This is a genomic window from Variovorax sp. GW821-FHT09D05 (genome assembly GCF_059416325.1).
In genome coordinates this window covers 146,241-162,493 of sequence record NZ_JBWKOZ010000003.1, presented here as the reverse complement: position 1 = coordinate 162,493, position 16,253 = coordinate 146,241, and the positions used below count along the sequence as shown (strand labels likewise).

The window sequence follows — 16,253 nt, the reverse complement described above, 5'->3', positions numbered from 1 at the left end:
GATAGGTTGTTTTCAGGAGGCCAGGGCTTCCATGAGTTCGGTCTCGATGGCCAGCTGCGTCTTCTGGCCCTGCAATTCAGGGCCGCTGATCAGGAAGGTGTCTTCCACCCGCTCGCCCAGCGTCGTCACCTTGGCGAGCTGCAGATTCAGGTGATGGCGCGCCAGCACCCGGGCCACCGAATACAGCAGGCCGGCGCGGTCGCTCGCCGAGATGTTGAGCAGCCAGCGCTGCGCCTTGTCGTCGGGCAGCAGGCTGATGCGCGGCTTGATCGGAAAGCTGCGCACCCGGCGCGATACCCGGCCCATGCTGGGCGGGGGCAGGGCGCCGGCTTCGGTGAGCGTTTGCGCCAGGCCCGACTCGACCATGCTGATCAGGTCGCGGTAGTGGTCCGGCAGGAAGGTGGTCACCACCTGGAAGGTGTCGAGCGCGTAGCCGTTGCTCGTGGTGTGCACCTTGGCGTCGAGGATGCTGAAGGACGACTGGTCGAAGTAGCCGCAGATGCGCGCGAAAAGGTCGGGCTGGTCGGGCGTGTAGACGACCACCTGCAGGCCTTCGCCCACCGGCGACAGGTGCGCGCGCACGATGGGCGGTGCCTTCGGGTCGATCGGCACGTTGGGCGGCGGTACGAAGCGCGAGAGCTGCTTGGCGTGCCAGGCGATCTCGGTGGCGTCGTGGCGCATGAAGTAGCCGACGTCGAGCGTGTCCCACAGGGCCTTGTGCGCTTCGAAGCGCTGGGCGTGCAGGGCCAGCTGCACCAGCGCCTCGCGCTTGCGCGACTCGACTTCGGCGTCCGGGTCGGGCATGCGGCCGCCCAGCGCGCGCAGGGTGTAGCGGTACAGATCTTCGAGCAGCTTGCCCTTCCAGGCATTCCACACGCGCGGCGAGGTGCCGCGGATGTCGGCGATGGTCAGCAGGTAGAGCGCGGTCAGGTAGCGCTCGTTGCCCACGCGCTTGGCGAATGCGCCGATCACTTCGGGGTCGCTCAGGTCCTGCTTCTGGGCGACCTGGCTCATCACCAGGTGCTCGGCCACCAGGAATTCGATGAGCTTCGCGTCTTCGCGGGCAACGCCGTGCTGCTTGCAGAAGCGCTGCACGTCGCGTGCGCCCAGCATGGAATGGTCGCCGCCGCGGCCCTTGGCAATGTCGTGGAAGAGGGCGGCTACGTACAGGATCCAGGGCTTGTCCCAGCCGGCTGCCAGCTGCGAGCAGAACGGGTACTCGTGCGCATGCTCGGCAATGAAGAAGCGCCGCACGTTGCGCAGCACCATCAGGATGTGCTGGTCCACCGTGTACACGTGGAACAGGTCGTGCTGCATCTGCCCCACGATGCTGCGGAACACCCGCAGGTAGCGCCCCAGCACCGAGGTCTGGTTCATCAGCCTGAAGGCATGCGTGATGCCATAGGGCTGCAGCAGGATCCGCATGAAGGTCTCGTGGTTGACCGGGTCGTTGCGGAACTTGCTGTCCATGACGTGGCGCGCGTTGTAGAGCGCGCGCAGCGTGCGCGCCGACAGACCCTTCACGCCAATGGTCTTCTGGTACAGCAGGAAGGTTTCGAGCACCGCGTGCGGCTCGCGCTCGTAGAGGTCGTCGCTCGCAATCTCGATCAGGCCGGCGCGCTCGTAGAAGCGCTCGTTGACGGGCGTGTGCTGCTCGTCGCTCGGCTGCAGACGCTCGGAAATGTTGAGCAGCAGGATCTGGTTGAGCTGCGAGACCGCCTTGGCGGCCCAGTAGTAGCGCCGCATCAGCGCCTCGCTCGACTTGCGCTGCGATTCGCTTTCGTAGCCGAAGCTGGCTGCCACGGCGGTCTGCAGGTCGAACACCAGGCGGTCTTCGCGGCGGTTGGCAATCACGTGAAGCCGCGCGCGGATGAGCGAGAGCAGCGCTTCGTTGCGCTTGATCTGCTGCGCCTCGAAGGAGGTGGCCAGGCCGTTCTTGGCGAGGTCGTCCCAGCGGCTGCCGTAGCCGGCCGCCTTGGTCATCCAGAGGATGGTCTGCAGATCGCGCAGGCCGCCCGGTGACTCTTTGCAGTTGGGCTCCAGCGCGTAGGGCGTGTTGTCGTACTTCTGGTGTCGGTGCCGCATTTCCTGCGACTTGGCCACGAAGAAGGCTTGCGGGTCGATCGCGCGGGTGAAGCGGCGGCGAAAGGCCGTGAAGAGCTTCTTGTCGCCTGCGATCAGCCGCGCTTCGAGCAGCGAGGTCTGGACGGTGACGTCTTTCTCGGCCTCGGCCAGGCACTCATCGACCGTGCGCACGCTGGAGCCGATTTCGAGGCCCGCGTCCCAGCAATGGCCGATGAAAGCCTCGATGCGGGCCGGGTCGATGGCGTTTTCGTGGTCTTCGGGCGGCAACAGCAGCAGCACGTCGACGTCGGAATACGGAAACAGCTCGCCGCGCCCGAAGCCGCCCACGGCGGCCAGCGAGAACGAGTCACCGAAGCCGGCGTCGCGCCACAGCGTGCAGAGCGTTTCGTCGGCCAATGCCGAGAGCTGGCGCAGCACCGTGTGCACGCTGCGGGTTGGGGCGCGCGCGAAGCGCAGGGTGTCGAACAGGGCGAGCTTTTTCGCGCGATAGGCTTCGCGCAGCGTCGCCACGTCGATGTTGGCTGCTTCGATCACGGCGGGGAGACGCGTTGCCGCGTCAGGTCTTGGTCGAGGTGACGAAGGAGGGCAGCGGCGGGCTGCCTGCGGAGAGCGTCAGCACTTCGTAGCCGGTCTCGGTGACGAGCACCGTGTGCTCCCATTGGGCCGACAGCGAATGGTCGCGCGTGACGATGGTCCAGCCGTCGTACTGGCCGCCCTTGAAGTCTTCCTTCACGTCGCGCTTGCCGGCGTTGATCATCGGCTCGATGGTGAAGATCATGCCGGGCTTGAGTTCTTCCATGGTGCCGGGGCGGCCGTAGTGCAGCACCTGGGGTTCTTCGTGGAAGCGCTGGCCCACGCCGTGGCCGCAGAACTCGCGCACCACCGAGAAGCCCTGGCCTTCGGCGAATTTCTGGATCGCGTGGCCCACGTCGCCCAGGTGCGCGCCGGGGCGCACCTGCAGGATGCCGTGCCACATGGCTTCGAAGGTGATGCTGCACAGGCGCTTGGCGGCGATGGAGGCGTCGCCGATCACGTACATGCGGCTGTTGTCGCCGAACCAGCCGTCCTTGATGACGGTCACGTCGACGTTCATGATGTCGCCCTTCTTCAGGGGCTTGTCATTGGGAATGCCGTGGCACACCACGTGGTTCACCGAGGTGCACAGCGACTTCGGGTACGGGACGCTGCTCGCGCCCATGTATCCCACCGTGGCCGAGGTGGTGCCCTGCTTGACCATGTACTCGGCGGCGAGCCGGTCGACATCGTTGGTCGTGATGCCGGGCTTGATGAGGGGCGTGAGGTAATCCAGCACCTCGGAAGCCAGGCGGCAGGCGACCCGCATGGCTTCGATGCCCGCAGCGTCTTTGTAGTTAATGCTCATCCCCGAATTATCCCATTCGGCAAGCTAAAATTCCGGGCTAACGCGGATGGCCCCAGTCAGCGGCCATCTGCCTCGATTCCTTGATTTCCAACGCGGCCCCCGAGGCCCCATCGACCGTGACGCAGCCCGCACCTCAAGCCCTTCCCGTCGTAACCATGTTCGAGGGCGGCAGCGCGCTCAGCGACTTCCGCGCACGCCAGTTGCTGCCGAAGCTCCAGGCCATCGAGCCGCGCATCGAGGGCATTTCGGCCCGTTTCGTGCACCTCGTGGTCACCGATGCGGCGCTGGATTCGGCCGGCCGCGAGCGCTTTGCGGCGCTGCTGACCTACGGCGAACCCTTCGAGGCACCGGCCAAGGCGGGCACCTCGGTGGTGGTCACGCCCCGCCTGGGCACGGTGTCGCCCTGGGCCTCCAAGGCCACCGACATTGCCCATAACTGCGGCCTGGCCTTGCGCCGGGTCGAGCGCGTTACCCAGTACCACCTGAAGCTCAAGGCCCCGCTGATCGGCAAGGCCCCCGTGATCGAAGGCGACACGCTGGCCGCCGTAGCCGGCCCGCTGCACGACCGCATGACCGAGTCGGTGCTGGCCACCGTCGATCAGGCCGCAAGCCTGTTCAGCGAACTGCCTGCCCAGCCGATGGCGCAGGTCGACGTGCTGGCCGGCGGCCGTACGGCGCTGGTGGCAGCCAACACCGGTTTCGGCCTGGCGCTGGCCGAGGACGAAATCGACTACCTGGTCGACGCCTTCACCCGCCTGGGCCGCAACCCCAGCGACGTCGAACTGATGATGTTCGCGCAGGCCAACAGCGAGCACTGCCGCCACAAGATCTTCAACGCCGACTTCACCATCGACGGCAAGGCGCAGCCGCAAAGCCTGTTCTCGATGATCCGCCACACCGAGAAGCAGAACCCGCAGCACACGGTGATCGCCTATGCGGACAACGCCTCGGTCATGGAAGGCGCGACCATCGAGCGCTTCATTCCCGCCACCGGTTCGCAGAGCTATCAAAAAGATAGCGCCCTGAGCCATGTGCTGATGAAGGTCGAGACCCACAACCACCCGACCGCCATTTCGCCGTTCCCGGGCGCTTCGACCGGCGCAGGCGGCGAGATTCGCGACGAAGGCGCCACCGGCCGTGGCTCCAAGCCCAAGGCCGGCCTGACCGGCTTCACCGTGTCGAAGCTCTGGCCCGAAGAGGGCCACTACGGCAAGCCCGAGCACATCGCCAGCCCGCTGCAGATCATGACCGAGGGCCCGCTGGGTGGCGCCGCGTTCAACAACGAATTCGGCCGTCCCAACCTGCTGGGCTACTTCCGCGAATACGAGCAGACCGTGGCGAGCGACCTCGACACCGTGCAGCGCGGCTATCACAAGCCCATCATGATCGCGGGCGGCCTCGGCAGCATCGACGCCGCGCAGACCAAGAAGATCCGCTTTCCGGCCGGCTCGCTGCTGATCCAGCTCGGCGGCCCCGGCATGCGCATCGGCATGGGCGGCAGCGCCGCCAGCTCGATGGCCACCGGCGCCAATGCGGCCGAGCTCGACTTCGACTCGGTGCAGCGCGGCAACCCCGAAATCGAGCGCCGTGCGCAGGAGGTCATCAACCACTGCTGGCAGCAGGGCGCGGCCAACCCGATCCTGGCGATCCACGACGTGGGCGCCGGCGGCCTGAGCAACGCCTTCCCCGAACTGACCAACGACGCCGGCCGCGGCGCGCGCTTTGACCTGCGCGCCGTGCCGCTCGAAGAGTCGGGCATGGCGCCGAAGGAAATCTGGTGCAACGAAAGCCAGGAGCGCTACGTGCTGGCCATCGCGCCGGAATCGCTCGATCAGTTCAAGTCCTTCTGCGAGCGCGAGCGCTGCCCGTTCTCGGTGGTTGGCGTGGCGACCGAAGAACGCCAGCTGCTGGTGGCCGACGACGGCGCACAGGTGCAGCCGGTCGACATGCCGATGGACGTGCTGCTCGGCAAGCCGCCGAAGATGCACCGCGACGTCAAGACAGTGGCCCGCAGCTTCAAGCCGCTCGACCTCACGGGCGTCGACCTGCAGAAGGCCGCCATCGACGTGCTCGCGAATCCGACCGTGGCTTCGAAGCGCTTCCTCATCACCATCGGCGATCGCACCGTGGGCGGCCTGAGCCACCGCGACCAGATGGTCGGCCCGTGGCAGGTGCCCGTGGCCGACTGCGCCGTGACGCTGGCCGACTACAAGGGCTTTGCCGGCGAAGCCATGAGCATGGGCGAGCGCACGCCGCTGGCCGCGCTCGACGCGCCGGCCTCGGGCCGCATGGCCGTGGCCGAGGCCATCACCAACCTGCTGGCCGCGCCTATCGAACTCTCGCGCGTCAAGCTGTCGGCCAACTGGATGGCCGCCTGTGGCGAGCCCGGCGAAGACGCCGCGCTGTACGAGACCGTCAAGGCCGTTGGCCTGGAGCTGTGCCCGGCGCTCGGCGTGTCGATTCCGGTCGGCAAGGATTCGCTGTCGATGCGCACGCAATGGAAGGACGGCGCGGAGGCCAAGAAGGTCACGTCGCCCGTGAGCCTGATCGTCACCGCCTTCGCTTCGCTGGCCGACGTGCGCGGCACGCTCACGCCGCAGCTCGACGCCGAAGAGGCCGACACCACGCTGGTGCTGATCGACCTGGGCCAGGGCAAGCACCGCATGGCCGGCAGCATCCTGGCGCAAACGCTGGGCCAGAGCGGCGACACCGTGCCTGACCTTGACGACCCGGCGCAACTCGTGGCGCTGGTCAACGCCGTGAACGCGCTGCGCGCCGACGGCAAGATCCTCGCGATGCACGACCGCAGCGACGGCGGCCTGTTCGCCACCGCCTGCGAGATGGCCTTCGCCGGCCACGTCGGCGTGGCGCTGAACGTCGACATGCTCGTCACCGAAGGCGACGGCATTTCCGACAGCCGCATGGAAACCGGCGACGCCAAGAACTGGGCGCAGCAGGTCAGCGCGCGGCGCGAAGAACTCACGCTCAAGGCGCTGTTCAACGAAGAGCTGGGCATGGTGCTGCAGGTGCGCACTGCCGAGCGCAACGACGTCATGCAAGTGCTGCGCGCTCACGGCCTCAGCACGCACAGCCACTTCATCGGCAAGACGCGCCCCGCCAGCTCCGCCATGGATGCGGGCAAGGGCAAGGTCGAAGTCTGGCGCGACGCCAAGTCGGTGTTCAGCGCGAGCCTGCACGACCTGCAGCAGGTGTGGGACTCGGTCAGCTGGAAGATCGCCCGCGAGCGCGACAACCCAGCCTGTGCCGATGCCGAGCACGCCGCAGCCGGCGTGCCGAGCGATCCGGGTATGCACGTGTTCCTGCCGAATGCGCAGCCTGCCGCGCCGGCCATCCTGCAGTCGCGCCCCAAGGTCGCGATCCTGCGCGAGCAGGGCGTCAACTCGCACGTCGAGATGGCCTACGCCTTCACCGAGGCCGGCTTCGAAGCCTTCGACGTCCACATGACCGACCTGCAGACGGGTAGGGCGGACCTCGCCAACTTCAAGGGCGTGGTCGCCTGTGGCGGCTTCAGCTACGGCGACACACTGGGCGCTGGCATCGGCTGGGCGCGCAGCATCACCTTCAACCCGAAGCTGGCCGAGCAGTTCAAGACCTTCTTCGGCCGCACCGACACCTTCGGCCTGGGCGTGTGCAACGGCTGCCAGATGTTCGCCGAGCTGGCCGACATCATTCCCGGCGCCGAGGCCTGGCCGCGCTTCACCACCAACCAGAGCGAGCGTTTCGAGGCGCGCCTGTCGATGGTCGAAGTGCTCGAATCGCCGAGCATCTTTTTCGCGGGCATGGCCGGCAGCCGCCTGCCGATCGCGGTGGCGCACGGCGAAGGCTATGCCAACTTCAAGCACCGTGGCGACGCCGCCAAGGCCATCGGCGCGATGCGCTTCGTGGACAACCACGGCCAGCCCACCGAGCAGTACCCGTTCAACCCCAACGGCAGCGCCAACGGCCTGACTTCGGTGACCACGCCTGACGGCCGCTTCACCGCGGTGATGCCGCACCCCGAGCGTGTGTTCCGCAACATCCAGATGAGCTGGACCTCGGGCGACAAGAGCGATCTGAGCCCGTGGATGCAGATCTGGCGCAACGCGCGCCGCTGGGTGGGCTGATCGACACAAACCCGCCACGCGGCGGGCAACAAAAAAGCGGCCCGCGGGCCGCTTTTTTTATGGGGCTGCAAGGCTCCGGTCTTACTCGACCTTGGCCTTGGCGCGCAGGTCTTCCTGGTACTTCTGCAGGCGCTGCTGCTGCAGTTGCTGCGTGATCTGCGGCTTCACTTCTTCCAGCTTCGGCAGTTGGGCCTGGCGGATGTCGTCGACGCGGATGATGTGATAACCGAACTGGGTCTTGACCGGAGCGGGGGTGGTCTCGCCCTTCTTGAGCTTGATCATCGCTTCCGAGAACTCGGGCACGAAGCTCGCGGGGTTGGCCCAGTCGAGGTCGCCGCCGTTGGCGCCCGAACCCGGGTCCTTGCTCTGCTTCTTGGCGATGTCTTCGAACTTGGCACCCTTCTTCAGGTCGGCCATGATCTTCTTGGCCTGGTCTTCGGTCTCGACCAGGATGTGGCGGGCCTTGTATTCCTTGCCGCCGTTGGCCGCCACGAACTTGTCGTACTCGGCCTTCACGTCGGCGTCCGAGACCGGGTTGGTCTTGCGGTAGTTCTCGAACAGTGCGCGGATCAGGATGGCCTGGCGAGCGAGTTCGAGCTGGTTCTTGTAGTCGTCGCTGGCGTCCAGGCCCTGCTTTTGCGCTTCCTGCATGAACACTTCGCGCGCCACGATTTCCTCGCGCAGCTGGCTCTGCATTTCAGGCGTCACCGGGCGGCCTGCGGCTGCCAGTTGCTGGGCCAGAACGTCCATGCGGGCCTTGGGCACCGGCTTGCCGTTCACGATGGCTGCGTTCTGCGCCAGAGCCGCCATGGACGTGGCACTGAGCAGCACTGCGGCCGCGACGGCCTGCAAGATTTGTTTTTTCATGGAATGAATATCGAGCTGGAAAGGAAATGCGCGTGTAGGAAAAGGCGCGGGAAAGAAAGCAGGGATAGGGAAGAAAACAAGAGGAGCAACGGCCGGTGCAAACGCGGCGTGCGATCCGGTGGACGACTCAGAGCACCTCGATGGCGATGGCGTGCAAACCCTGTGCGATAAAAACCTGGAGGGCATCATACACAAGCCGATGTCGCGCCACGCGGGGCTTCCCTTCGAACAGAGGGGAGGCGATGCGCACCCGGAAATGGGTGCCGCGGCCTTCCGCGTTGGCGCCCGAATGGCCTGCGTGGGCGGCGCTCTCGTCGATCACTTCGAGCTGCGTGGGGCTAAGCGCCTCGCGCAGCGCGGCTTCGATGTCGGCGGCTGTGGGCAGCAGTGTGGTGCTCGTCGTCATGCCGTCGGCTTGTCTTCGTTCTTCAGGTGCGGCGCGATGTACAGGCCCTGCGCCACCAGGAAGACGATGGGGAACACATAGCCCCAGAGCTTGAAGTTGACCCAGGCCTCGGTCGTGAAGTACGCCGCCACGTAGCCGTTGATGATGGCCATGAACAGGCAGTAACCGATCCACGCCACATTGAGCCGGCCCCAGATGCGGTCGGGCAGCTCGAGCTGCGAGCCCAGCAGCATCTTCAAAAAGTTCTTCTTCAGCGCCCAGAGCGCCACGGCCAGCGCAATGGCCATTGCGCCGTACAACACCGTCGGCTTCCACTTGATGAAGCGGTCGTCGTGCAGAGCCAGCGTGAGCGTGCCGAACAGCAGGATCAGCACCAGCGTGGCTTTCTGCATGGCCTGCAGCTTGCGCTCGGTGGCGTAGATGATCGCCATCTGCACGACAGTGGCGGCCATCAGCACGCCGGTGGCGGTGTAGATGTCGCCGAGCTTGTAGGCGCCGAAGAACAGCAGGATCGGGAAGAAGTCGAGGAGCAGTTTCATTTTTTCTGGAAGTCGAGCGACGCCGAGTTCATGCAGTAGCGCAGGCCGGTTTCGGTAGGGCCGTCGGGGAACACGTGGCCCAGGTGGGCGCCGCAATTGGCGCAGACGTTCTCGGTGCGCACCATGCCGTGCGAGCGGTCGACGATGTTGCGGATGGCACCGGGTACGGCTTCTTCCGAGAAGCTGGGCCAGCCGCAGCCCGCGTCGAACTTGGTCGTCGACTCGAACAGCTTGGCGCCGCAGCACACGCAGTGGTACGTGCCGTCGTCCCAGTGCGCTTCGTACTTGCCGGTGAAGGGGCGTTCGGTGGCGGCGTGGCGCGTTACCTCGAAGGCCGCGGGCTCAGCACCTTTTTCAGCGAGCAGGGCTTTCCATTCGGCGTCGGTTTTCTGTACGGGAGTGGTCATGATGAGCAGCTGATTTCGATCGTGGAGGCCCAGTCGGGCGGGAAGCCGGCCAGTGCGTCGGCGTCGGGATGTTCTTCAAATGGGGACTGGAGCACAGCCAGCAAGGTTGCCACAGCCGAGTGGTCCTTTTGCTGACTTGCTTCGATGGCTTGCTGTCCCAGGTGGTTCCGCAGCACGAATCCGGGATTCGATTTGAGCATCAGATCGGCAGCTTGCGCGCGCCCAGCGGGCGTATGGCGCTCCGAAAACGCTAGCGCCCATGCATCGAAACCCTCGCGGTCCAGAAACAGGTCGCGCACCGGCTCGACGTTGCCGTCGGCCATGTAGTTCGAGAGCCGTCGCCAGAAGATCGTGTAGTCGACCTTGCCCGCGGCCAGCAGCTTGAGCACGCCTTCGATCAGTGCACGGTCGCCTTCCGCGGCCTCGGCAAGACCCAGCTTGGCGCGCATGCGGCCTTCGAACTCGTTCGGGAACACCGTCTTGTAAGACTCAAGCGCGGCCACCGCCACTTCCTGGTCGCCGATCAGCGGCAGCAGCGCCTGCGCCAGGCAGAACAGGTTCCAGTAGGCGACGTTGGGCTGCTGGTTGAAGGCGTAGCGCCCGTTGGTGTCGCTGTGGTTGCAGATGTGGCGCGGATCGAAACCGTCGAGGAACTGGAACGGCCCGTAGTCGATGGTGAGCCCGAGGATGCTCATGTTGTCGGTGTTCATCACCCCGTGGCAGAAGCCCACGGCCTGCCATCGGGCGAGCAGGGCGGCGGTGCGCTCGCTCACGGCTTCGAGCAAGGCTGCGTACGCGTTGCCGTTGAAGCGGTCGGTGGTGCGGCACGCCGGGTAGTAGCGGTCGATGACGTAGTCGGCCAGCGCGCGCAACTCGTCTTCACGCTGGTTGGCCGCGAAGTGCTCGAAGTGGCCGAATCGGATGAAGCTGGGCGCCACGCGGGTCACGACGGCCGAGCTTTCGGGCTCCTCGCGGTACACGCGGGCGTCAGAGCCGGTCACGCAGAGTGCGCGGGTGGTCGGGATGCCGAGGCCGTGCATGGCCTCGCTGCAGAGAAACTCGCGGATGCTGGAGCGCAGCACCGCGCGGCCGTCGCCGCCGCGCGAGTAAGGCGTGCGGCCCGCGCCCTTCAATTGCACTTCGAGCCCGCTTTCGGTTTCGCCGATCATGATGGCGCGCCCGTCGCCCAGCTGGCCGGCCCACACGCCGAACTGATGGCCGCTGTACACCGTGGCAAAGGGGCGTGTGCCGGCGATGGGCAGGCTGCCGGTCAGGGCCGCCAGCGTTGCATCCGACGAATGCCAATCAGGCGGCAGGCCCAGCTCGCGGGCGACGGCTTCGCTGCGGCCCACCCAGTACGGATCGGGCAGCGGCGTCGGCCGCAATTCGGTGAGAAAGGCCGGGCCAAGGGTGGCGAAACCGGGTTTCCAGCGCAGCCCAAGGTCCGCGACCTCGGTGTCTTCAGCAAGCAAGCTCATGGGCGGATTGTCCGGCACAGCGCGTAACCCCTTGCCAAGCGGGCCATCGCGGCCCCTGCACGTGACCTTGGGGGCTCAGGCTGCCAGCGGCGCGGGGCTGTCCCAGATGCGCGCCCGGTACTGCGCCGGCGGCACGCCGAACCAGCGCTTGCAGGCGCGAAAGAAGTTGCTGGTGTCGACGAAGCCCAGCATGTCAGCCACGTCGGTCAGCGTATGCCGGTCTTCCGCCAGGTACTGCTGCGCGAGCTCTCGGCGGGTGCGGTCCAGCAGACCCTGGAACGACACAGATTCTTCCTGCAGCCGTCGCTGCAGCGTGCGCTCGGCCAGTCCCAGGCCCGAGGCCACGTCCTGCCGGCGCGGCTCGCCGTGCTGGAGCCGGCGCGCGATTTCGGCGCACACCAGGCTGCTGGTGGTGGTCTGGCCCAGCAGATTGAGTTGATCGTCGAGCAGGTGCTCCTGCATCTCGCCGAGCACCGGGTGGAAGGTGGGCAGCGGCATCGTCATATCGGCCGTCGACAGCAGCAGCCGGTTGGCGACGGCGTTGAAGCGCACTTCGCAGCCGAAGGCCTCGCGGTGCAGCCGGTCGTTGGCCGGCGCGGGGTACACGAATTCCATGGCCAGCGGCTGCAGCTCGCGCCGCGTGAGCCACTGGCACTGCATGAACACGGTCAGCAGAGCGTATTCGACGCGCTGGCGCGGAATCGGCAGGCTGCCGCCGGTGTGCTCCATCACCATCCAGCAGCCGCGCGGCTCGGGGTGCATCGAGAAGGCGGTCGCGTCCGAGATCACCGCCATGTAGCGCGTCAGCCGTGTGAGCGCAGCGCCCAGGTCTGGGCTGCAGGCCATGGCGTGACCGACCGTGCCCAGCTTGCTGTGCGTGGCGGCCAGGTCGCGGTGCAGGCCCAGCGTGGGCTTGCCGGCGCGCGCCACCGCGAGCTGCCAAAGCACCGAGATCTCGTCGACCGGGATGCGCGTGTTCTGGCGGTGCAGCGAATCGGGGTCGAAGCCGGCATCGCGCAACAGCGAAGGCACGTCCAGCCCCTCGGCCTCGAACATCGACAGCACGCCCTCTAGCCACGCGGCCGAGCTGGTGCGCAGCTCCGGCTGCGGCATGCCGCCGGCCCGTCGCTGCGGCCCGCGTTGGCGGTGCGACAGGGAGGCTCCTGAAGTCATTCGTTTGGCTTCCTTGCGATAGCGGTGAAAACGACGCCGGTTTCTAGAATTTTTTGCGTGCTCGGCGGCCCGGAGTATGGGTGCCGCGCACCAGGCCAGGAATTCCGATTAACCCGGTGTGGAGACAAAAACATGAAGACAGAGACGACGGCACAAAACCAGGGTGCAGCAAGAAAAACGGCGGTGGGCAAGGCCATCGCCACCATGGTGGCAGCGGCTGCCCTTGCGGCCCTCTCGGCCTGCGGAGGCGGTTCATCCGGTTCGTCCGGCTTCACCTTCCTGCCGAGTGCGCCCCCACCGACGCCAGCGCCCCCGGCTCCGCCTCCAGCCGACGGCCCGATGGTGCGCCAGACCACGGCCGGCAAGATCGAAGGCGTGGACGACGGCGCCAGCTCGGGCACCTACTACTGGAAGGGCGTCCCGTTCGCCCAGCCGCCCGTGGGCGCGCTGCGCTGGCGCGCACCGGTCGCGCCCGAAGCCTGGAGCGGCATTCGTCCGGCCGCCAAGTTCGGCAATGCCTGCCTGCAGATCGGCCGCATCTTCAGCCCCGGCCTCAACAACACATACGACGCCACCATCGGCACCAACCTCGGCAAGCCGGTCGGCAGCGAAGACTGCCTGTTCGTCAACATCTGGCGACCGGCGACGGACGAGAAGAACCTGCCCGTGCTGCTGTTCGTGCATGGCGGCAGCAATATCTCGGGCTACACAGCCGACCCGCTGTACGACGGCGCCAAGCTGGCGAAGACCGCCAACGCGGTGGTCATCACCGCCAGCTACCGCCTCGGCATCCTGGGCTTTCTCAACATGCCGCAGCTGAAGCCGGGCGGCACTGCGGGAGACGACTCCGGCAACTTCGCGCTGCTCGACAACATGGCGGCGCTACGGTTCATCCAGAACAACGTTGCCAACTTCGGCGGCGATCCGGGCAACGTCACGCTGTCGGGCGAGTCGGCGGGCGCCACCAACCTGCTGTCGGTCATGACCTCGCCGATGGCCAAGGGCCTGTTCCACAAGGCCTTCGAGATGAGCGGCGGCATTTCGCTCGCGAGCAACCTGCCGCCCGGTACGCTGCCTTCGCTGTCGCCGGCCTCTGCTTCGCTCGCGCAGGGCGCAGCCGTCCTGGAGAAGCTGCTCGTTGCAGATGGCACCGCTGCCGATGCAACCGCAGCCAAGGCCTACATCGCCACCCGCACGCCGGCCCAGATCGCTGAGTACCTGCGCGCGCAGGACGGCGGCAAGATGCTGGGCACCGTGGTCGCCGCGGGGCTGGGCTCGGTCGGGCCCATTCCAGATGGCACCGTGATCCCGACCGACCCGATCGGCGCCATCGCGGCCGACCAGTACGTGAAGGTGCCCATGCTCGCCGGCAACACGCGCGACGAGGGCAAGCTCTTCGCGTCGCTGCTGGGGACGATCGGCTTTCCGACCTCGGGCTGGATCGTCAACGACGCCCAGCGCTTCTCGCTGATGTTCAACTTCGACCCCGATGCCGCGCCCACGCTCACCGTGAACGACATCATCGACCCGTTCTACCTTCCGGTAGACAAGCCCGGCACCGGCTACAACGCAGCCACCGCGCTCGTCACGAAGGGGCTGTTCGAGGCCAACCGCAGCAACCTGCTCGACACGATGAAGACGCGCCAGTCGAACATCTGGCACTACCGTCTCGACTGGTCGCAGGAGGCTGCACCGTGGAACGACGTGTACGGCGCCTCGCACGCCTTCGACCTGCCGTTCGTGTTCGGCAATTTCGGCCCCTCGGTGCTGTCGAACGTCATGGGCGGCAAGGCCAACGAGAAGGGGCGGCTGGCGCTGTCGAACGCCGTCATGGCCAGCATCGGCGCCTTCATGCGCAAGGGAGATCCGAACACGCCCGAACTTGGTGCGACCTGGGCGCCGTGGCCCGCGCAATTGCTGCTCGACGCCACGCCCTTGGCGGCCAAGATCACGCCGGTGCAATGAGCCGCTTCGTTCAATCGTGCAGTGCGGGTTTGTGTCATTGTGGAAGTGGCCGAAGCTTGCGTGAATCCGTTGTCCGCAGGTTTTCATGAAGTCATTTCATATAGGAGTTCGTAGATGCTGGGTTTGATGCAAGACCAACCGCTTTTGATCTCGTCGCTGATCGAGTTCGTCGAGCGCCACAACGGCGACGGCGAGATCGTCTCGCGCCGTGTCGAAGGCGACATCCACCGCTGCACATGGAGCGACATCGCATCGCGCGCCAGGCAGGTGGCCAATGCGCTGGACGGCGAGCAGTTGCTGTTCAGCGACCGCATCGCCACCCTGGCCTGGAACGGCTATCGCCACCTGGAGCTGTACTACGGCGTGAGCGGCAGCGGCCGCGTGCTGCACACCATCAACCCGCGCCTGCACCCCGACCAGATCGCGTGGATCGCCAACCATGCCGAAGACCAGATCCTGTGCTTCGACCTCACGTTCCTGCCGCTGGTGCAGGCCGTGCATGCGCGGTGTCCCACGATCCGGAAATGGGTTGCACTGTGTGATGCGGACAAGCTCCCCGCCGACAGCGGCGTGCCCAACCTCGTGAGCTACGAAAGCTGGATGGGCGCGCAGTCCACCGACTACGAGTGGCCCAGCTTCGACGAGAACTCCGCCTCGAGCATGTGCTACACGAGCGGCACCACGGGCAACCCGAAGGCCGCGCTCTACAGCCACCGCTCGACCATGCTGCATGCCTACGCCGCGGCCTTGCCCGACGTCATGCGCCTGTCGGCACGCGACTCGGTGCTGCCGGTGGTGCCGATGTTCCACGTCAACGCCTGGGGCATTCCGTACTCGGCGGCGCTGGTGGGCTGCAAGCTCGTGTTCCCCGGCCCGGCGCTGGACGGCAAGTCGGTGTTCGAGCTGATCGAAGGCGAGGGCGTGACCTTCGCAGCGGGCGTGCCCACCGTGTGGCAGATGATGCTCGGCCACATGCAGGCGAACGGGCTGAAGTTCAGCAAGCTCAATCGCACCGTCATCGGCGGCTCGGCCTGCCCGCCGGCCATGATCAAGGCGTTCCAGGAGAACTACAACGTCGAGGTGCTGCACGCCTGGGGCATGACCGAGATGAGCCCGCTGGGCACGCTGTGCACGCTGAAGAACAAGCACCTGTCGCTGCCGGCCGATGCGCAGCTGCAGATCCGCATGAAGCAGGGCCGCGCCATCTTCGGCGTCGACATGAAGATCGTCGACGGCGACGGCAAGGAACTGCCGTGGGACGGCAAAGCCTATGGCGACCTGCTGGTCAAGGGCTCGTGGATCGTCAAGGAATACTTCAAGGGCGAGGGCGGCAATCCGCTGATTCCCGACGAGCAGAACCGCGGCTGGTTCCCCACCGGCGACGTGGCCACCATCGACGCCGAGGGCTATCTGCAGATCACCGACCGCAGCAAGGACGTGATCAAGTCAGGCGGCGAGTGGATCAGCTCCATCGAGATCGAGAACATCGCCGTCGCGCACCCGGCCATCGCCATGGCCGCGTGCATCGGCGTGTTCCATCCGAAGTGGGACGAGCGGCCGATCATCGCGGTCGTGAAGAAGCCCGGCGCCGAAGTCACGCGCGAAGAGCTGTTGAAGTTCTACGAGGGCAAGACTGCCAAGTGGCAGATCCCGGACGACGTGGTGTTCGTCGAGGCCATTCCGATCGGCGCCACCGGAAAGATCCTCAAGACCAAGCTGCGCGAGCTGCTGAAGGACTACAAGCTGCCGACCCTCTGAAGACAAGGACACGAGCCAAGCCCACCCGCACTGTCGCCTACGCGATAGGAAAGCCGCCCCGGCGGCCTTC

General features: G+C 66.3%; 11 protein-coding genes. 3 read left to right on the top strand and 8 right to left on the bottom strand.

Annotated features, from left to right (window positions below):
• Window positions 1-12: 12 nt before the first annotated feature.
• Both AC07O3_RS08675 and map read right to left on the bottom strand, forming a co-directional pair.
• The gene (locus tag AC07O3_RS08675) at window positions 13-2,619 is read right to left on the bottom strand and encodes a [protein-PII] uridylyltransferase (protein ID WP_093056907.1); all 2,607 of its coding nucleotides are present in this window, start codon (window positions 2,617-2,619) and stop codon (window positions 13-15) included.
• A 22-nt stretch (window positions 2,620-2,641) separates the two neighbouring features.
• Complete coding sequence (gene map / locus AC07O3_RS08670; RefSeq protein WP_093056906.1) at window positions 2,642-3,466, bottom strand: type I methionyl aminopeptidase; 825 nt, start codon at window positions 3,464-3,466, stop codon at window positions 2,642-2,644.
• A gap of 155 nt (window positions 3,467-3,621) precedes the next feature.
• On the opposite strand from map, the gene purL reads away from it, so the two are divergent.
• Window positions 3,622-7,590 carry a phosphoribosylformylglycinamidine synthase gene (purL, locus tag AC07O3_RS08665; RefSeq protein ID WP_495339332.1) on the top strand — a complete coding sequence of 1,323 codons (3,969 nt, stop codon included), beginning with the start codon at window positions 3,622-3,624 and terminating at the stop codon, window positions 7,588-7,590.
• An 81-nt stretch (window positions 7,591-7,671) separates the two neighbouring features.
• Here purL and AC07O3_RS08660 read toward each other — a convergent pair whose 3' ends face one another.
• From AC07O3_RS08660 to AC07O3_RS08635, 6 genes are all read right to left on the bottom strand, one after another.
• Window positions 7,672-8,457, bottom strand: a complete 786-nt coding sequence (locus AC07O3_RS08660) for a peptidylprolyl isomerase (RefSeq protein ID WP_440531622.1) — start codon at window positions 8,455-8,457, stop codon at window positions 7,672-7,674.
• 127 nt (window positions 8,458-8,584) lie between these two features.
• Window positions 8,585-8,863, bottom strand: a complete 279-nt coding sequence (locus AC07O3_RS08655) for a BolA family protein (RefSeq protein WP_093056903.1) — start codon at window positions 8,861-8,863, stop codon at window positions 8,585-8,587.
• Window positions 8,860-9,402, bottom strand: coding sequence for a septation protein A (locus tag AC07O3_RS08650; protein ID WP_093056902.1), 543 nt, complete (start codon window positions 9,400-9,402; stop codon window positions 8,860-8,862). Before AC07O3_RS08650 ends, AC07O3_RS08655 begins: the two co-directional genes overlap by 4 nt.
• Window positions 9,399-9,809, bottom strand: a complete 411-nt coding sequence (msrB, locus tag AC07O3_RS08645; RefSeq protein ID WP_093056901.1) for a peptide-methionine (R)-S-oxide reductase MsrB — start codon at window positions 9,807-9,809, stop codon at window positions 9,399-9,401. The genes AC07O3_RS08650 and msrB overlap by 4 nt, the downstream gene beginning before the upstream one ends.
• Window positions 9,806-11,287, bottom strand: a complete 1,482-nt coding sequence (locus AC07O3_RS08640; protein WP_495339100.1) for a protein adenylyltransferase SelO — start codon at window positions 11,285-11,287, stop codon at window positions 9,806-9,808. Before AC07O3_RS08640 ends, msrB begins: the two co-directional genes overlap by 4 nt.
• Before the next feature lie 75 nt (window positions 11,288-11,362).
• The gene (locus AC07O3_RS08635) at window positions 11,363-12,442 is read right to left on the bottom strand and encodes an AraC family transcriptional regulator (protein WP_093056983.1); all 1,080 of its coding nucleotides are present in this window, start codon (window positions 12,440-12,442) and stop codon (window positions 11,363-11,365) included.
• A gap of 222 nt (window positions 12,443-12,664) precedes the next feature.
• Between AC07O3_RS08635 and AC07O3_RS08630 the strand changes: the two genes are divergently transcribed.
• Together AC07O3_RS08630 and AC07O3_RS08625 are read left to right on the top strand one after the other, a co-directional pair.
• On the top strand, window positions 12,665-14,425 hold the full coding sequence (locus tag AC07O3_RS08630; RefSeq protein WP_495339331.1) for a carboxylesterase/lipase family protein: 1,761 nt from the start codon (window positions 12,665-12,667) through the stop codon (window positions 14,423-14,425).
• A 114-nt stretch (window positions 14,426-14,539) separates the two neighbouring features.
• A complete protein-coding gene (locus tag AC07O3_RS08625; RefSeq protein ID WP_495339099.1) occupies window positions 14,540-16,183 on the top strand; it encodes a 3-(methylthio)propionyl-CoA ligase in 1,644 nt (547 codons plus the stop codon).
• Window positions 16,184-16,253: the final 70 nt, after the last annotated feature.

Coding starts and splice junctions, on each gene's coding strand:
- AC07O3_RS08640 (WP_495339100.1), bottom strand. CDS start 11,287: ATGAGCTTGCTTGCTGAAGACACCGAGGTCGCGGACCTTGGGCTGCGC.
- AC07O3_RS08660 (WP_440531622.1), bottom strand. CDS start 8,457: ATGAAAAAACAAATCTTGCAGGCCGTCGCGGCCGCAGTGCTGCTCAGT.
- AC07O3_RS08625 (WP_495339099.1), top strand. CDS start 14,540: ATGCTGGGTTTGATGCAAGACCAACCGCTTTTGATCTCGTCGCTGATC.
- purL (WP_495339332.1), top strand. CDS start 3,622: ATGTTCGAGGGCGGCAGCGCGCTCAGCGACTTCCGCGCACGCCAGTTG.
- AC07O3_RS08630 (WP_495339331.1), top strand. CDS start 12,665: ATGGTGGCAGCGGCTGCCCTTGCGGCCCTCTCGGCCTGCGGAGGCGGT.
- map (WP_093056906.1), bottom strand. CDS start 3,466: ATGAGCATTAACTACAAAGACGCTGCGGGCATCGAAGCCATGCGGGTC.
- AC07O3_RS08650 (WP_093056902.1), bottom strand. CDS start 9,402: ATGAAACTGCTCCTCGACTTCTTCCCGATCCTGCTGTTCTTCGGCGCC.
- msrB (WP_093056901.1), bottom strand. CDS start 9,809: ATGACCACTCCCGTACAGAAAACCGACGCCGAATGGAAAGCCCTGCTC.
- AC07O3_RS08655 (WP_093056903.1), bottom strand. CDS start 8,863: ATGACGACGAGCACCACACTGCTGCCCACAGCCGCCGACATCGAAGCC.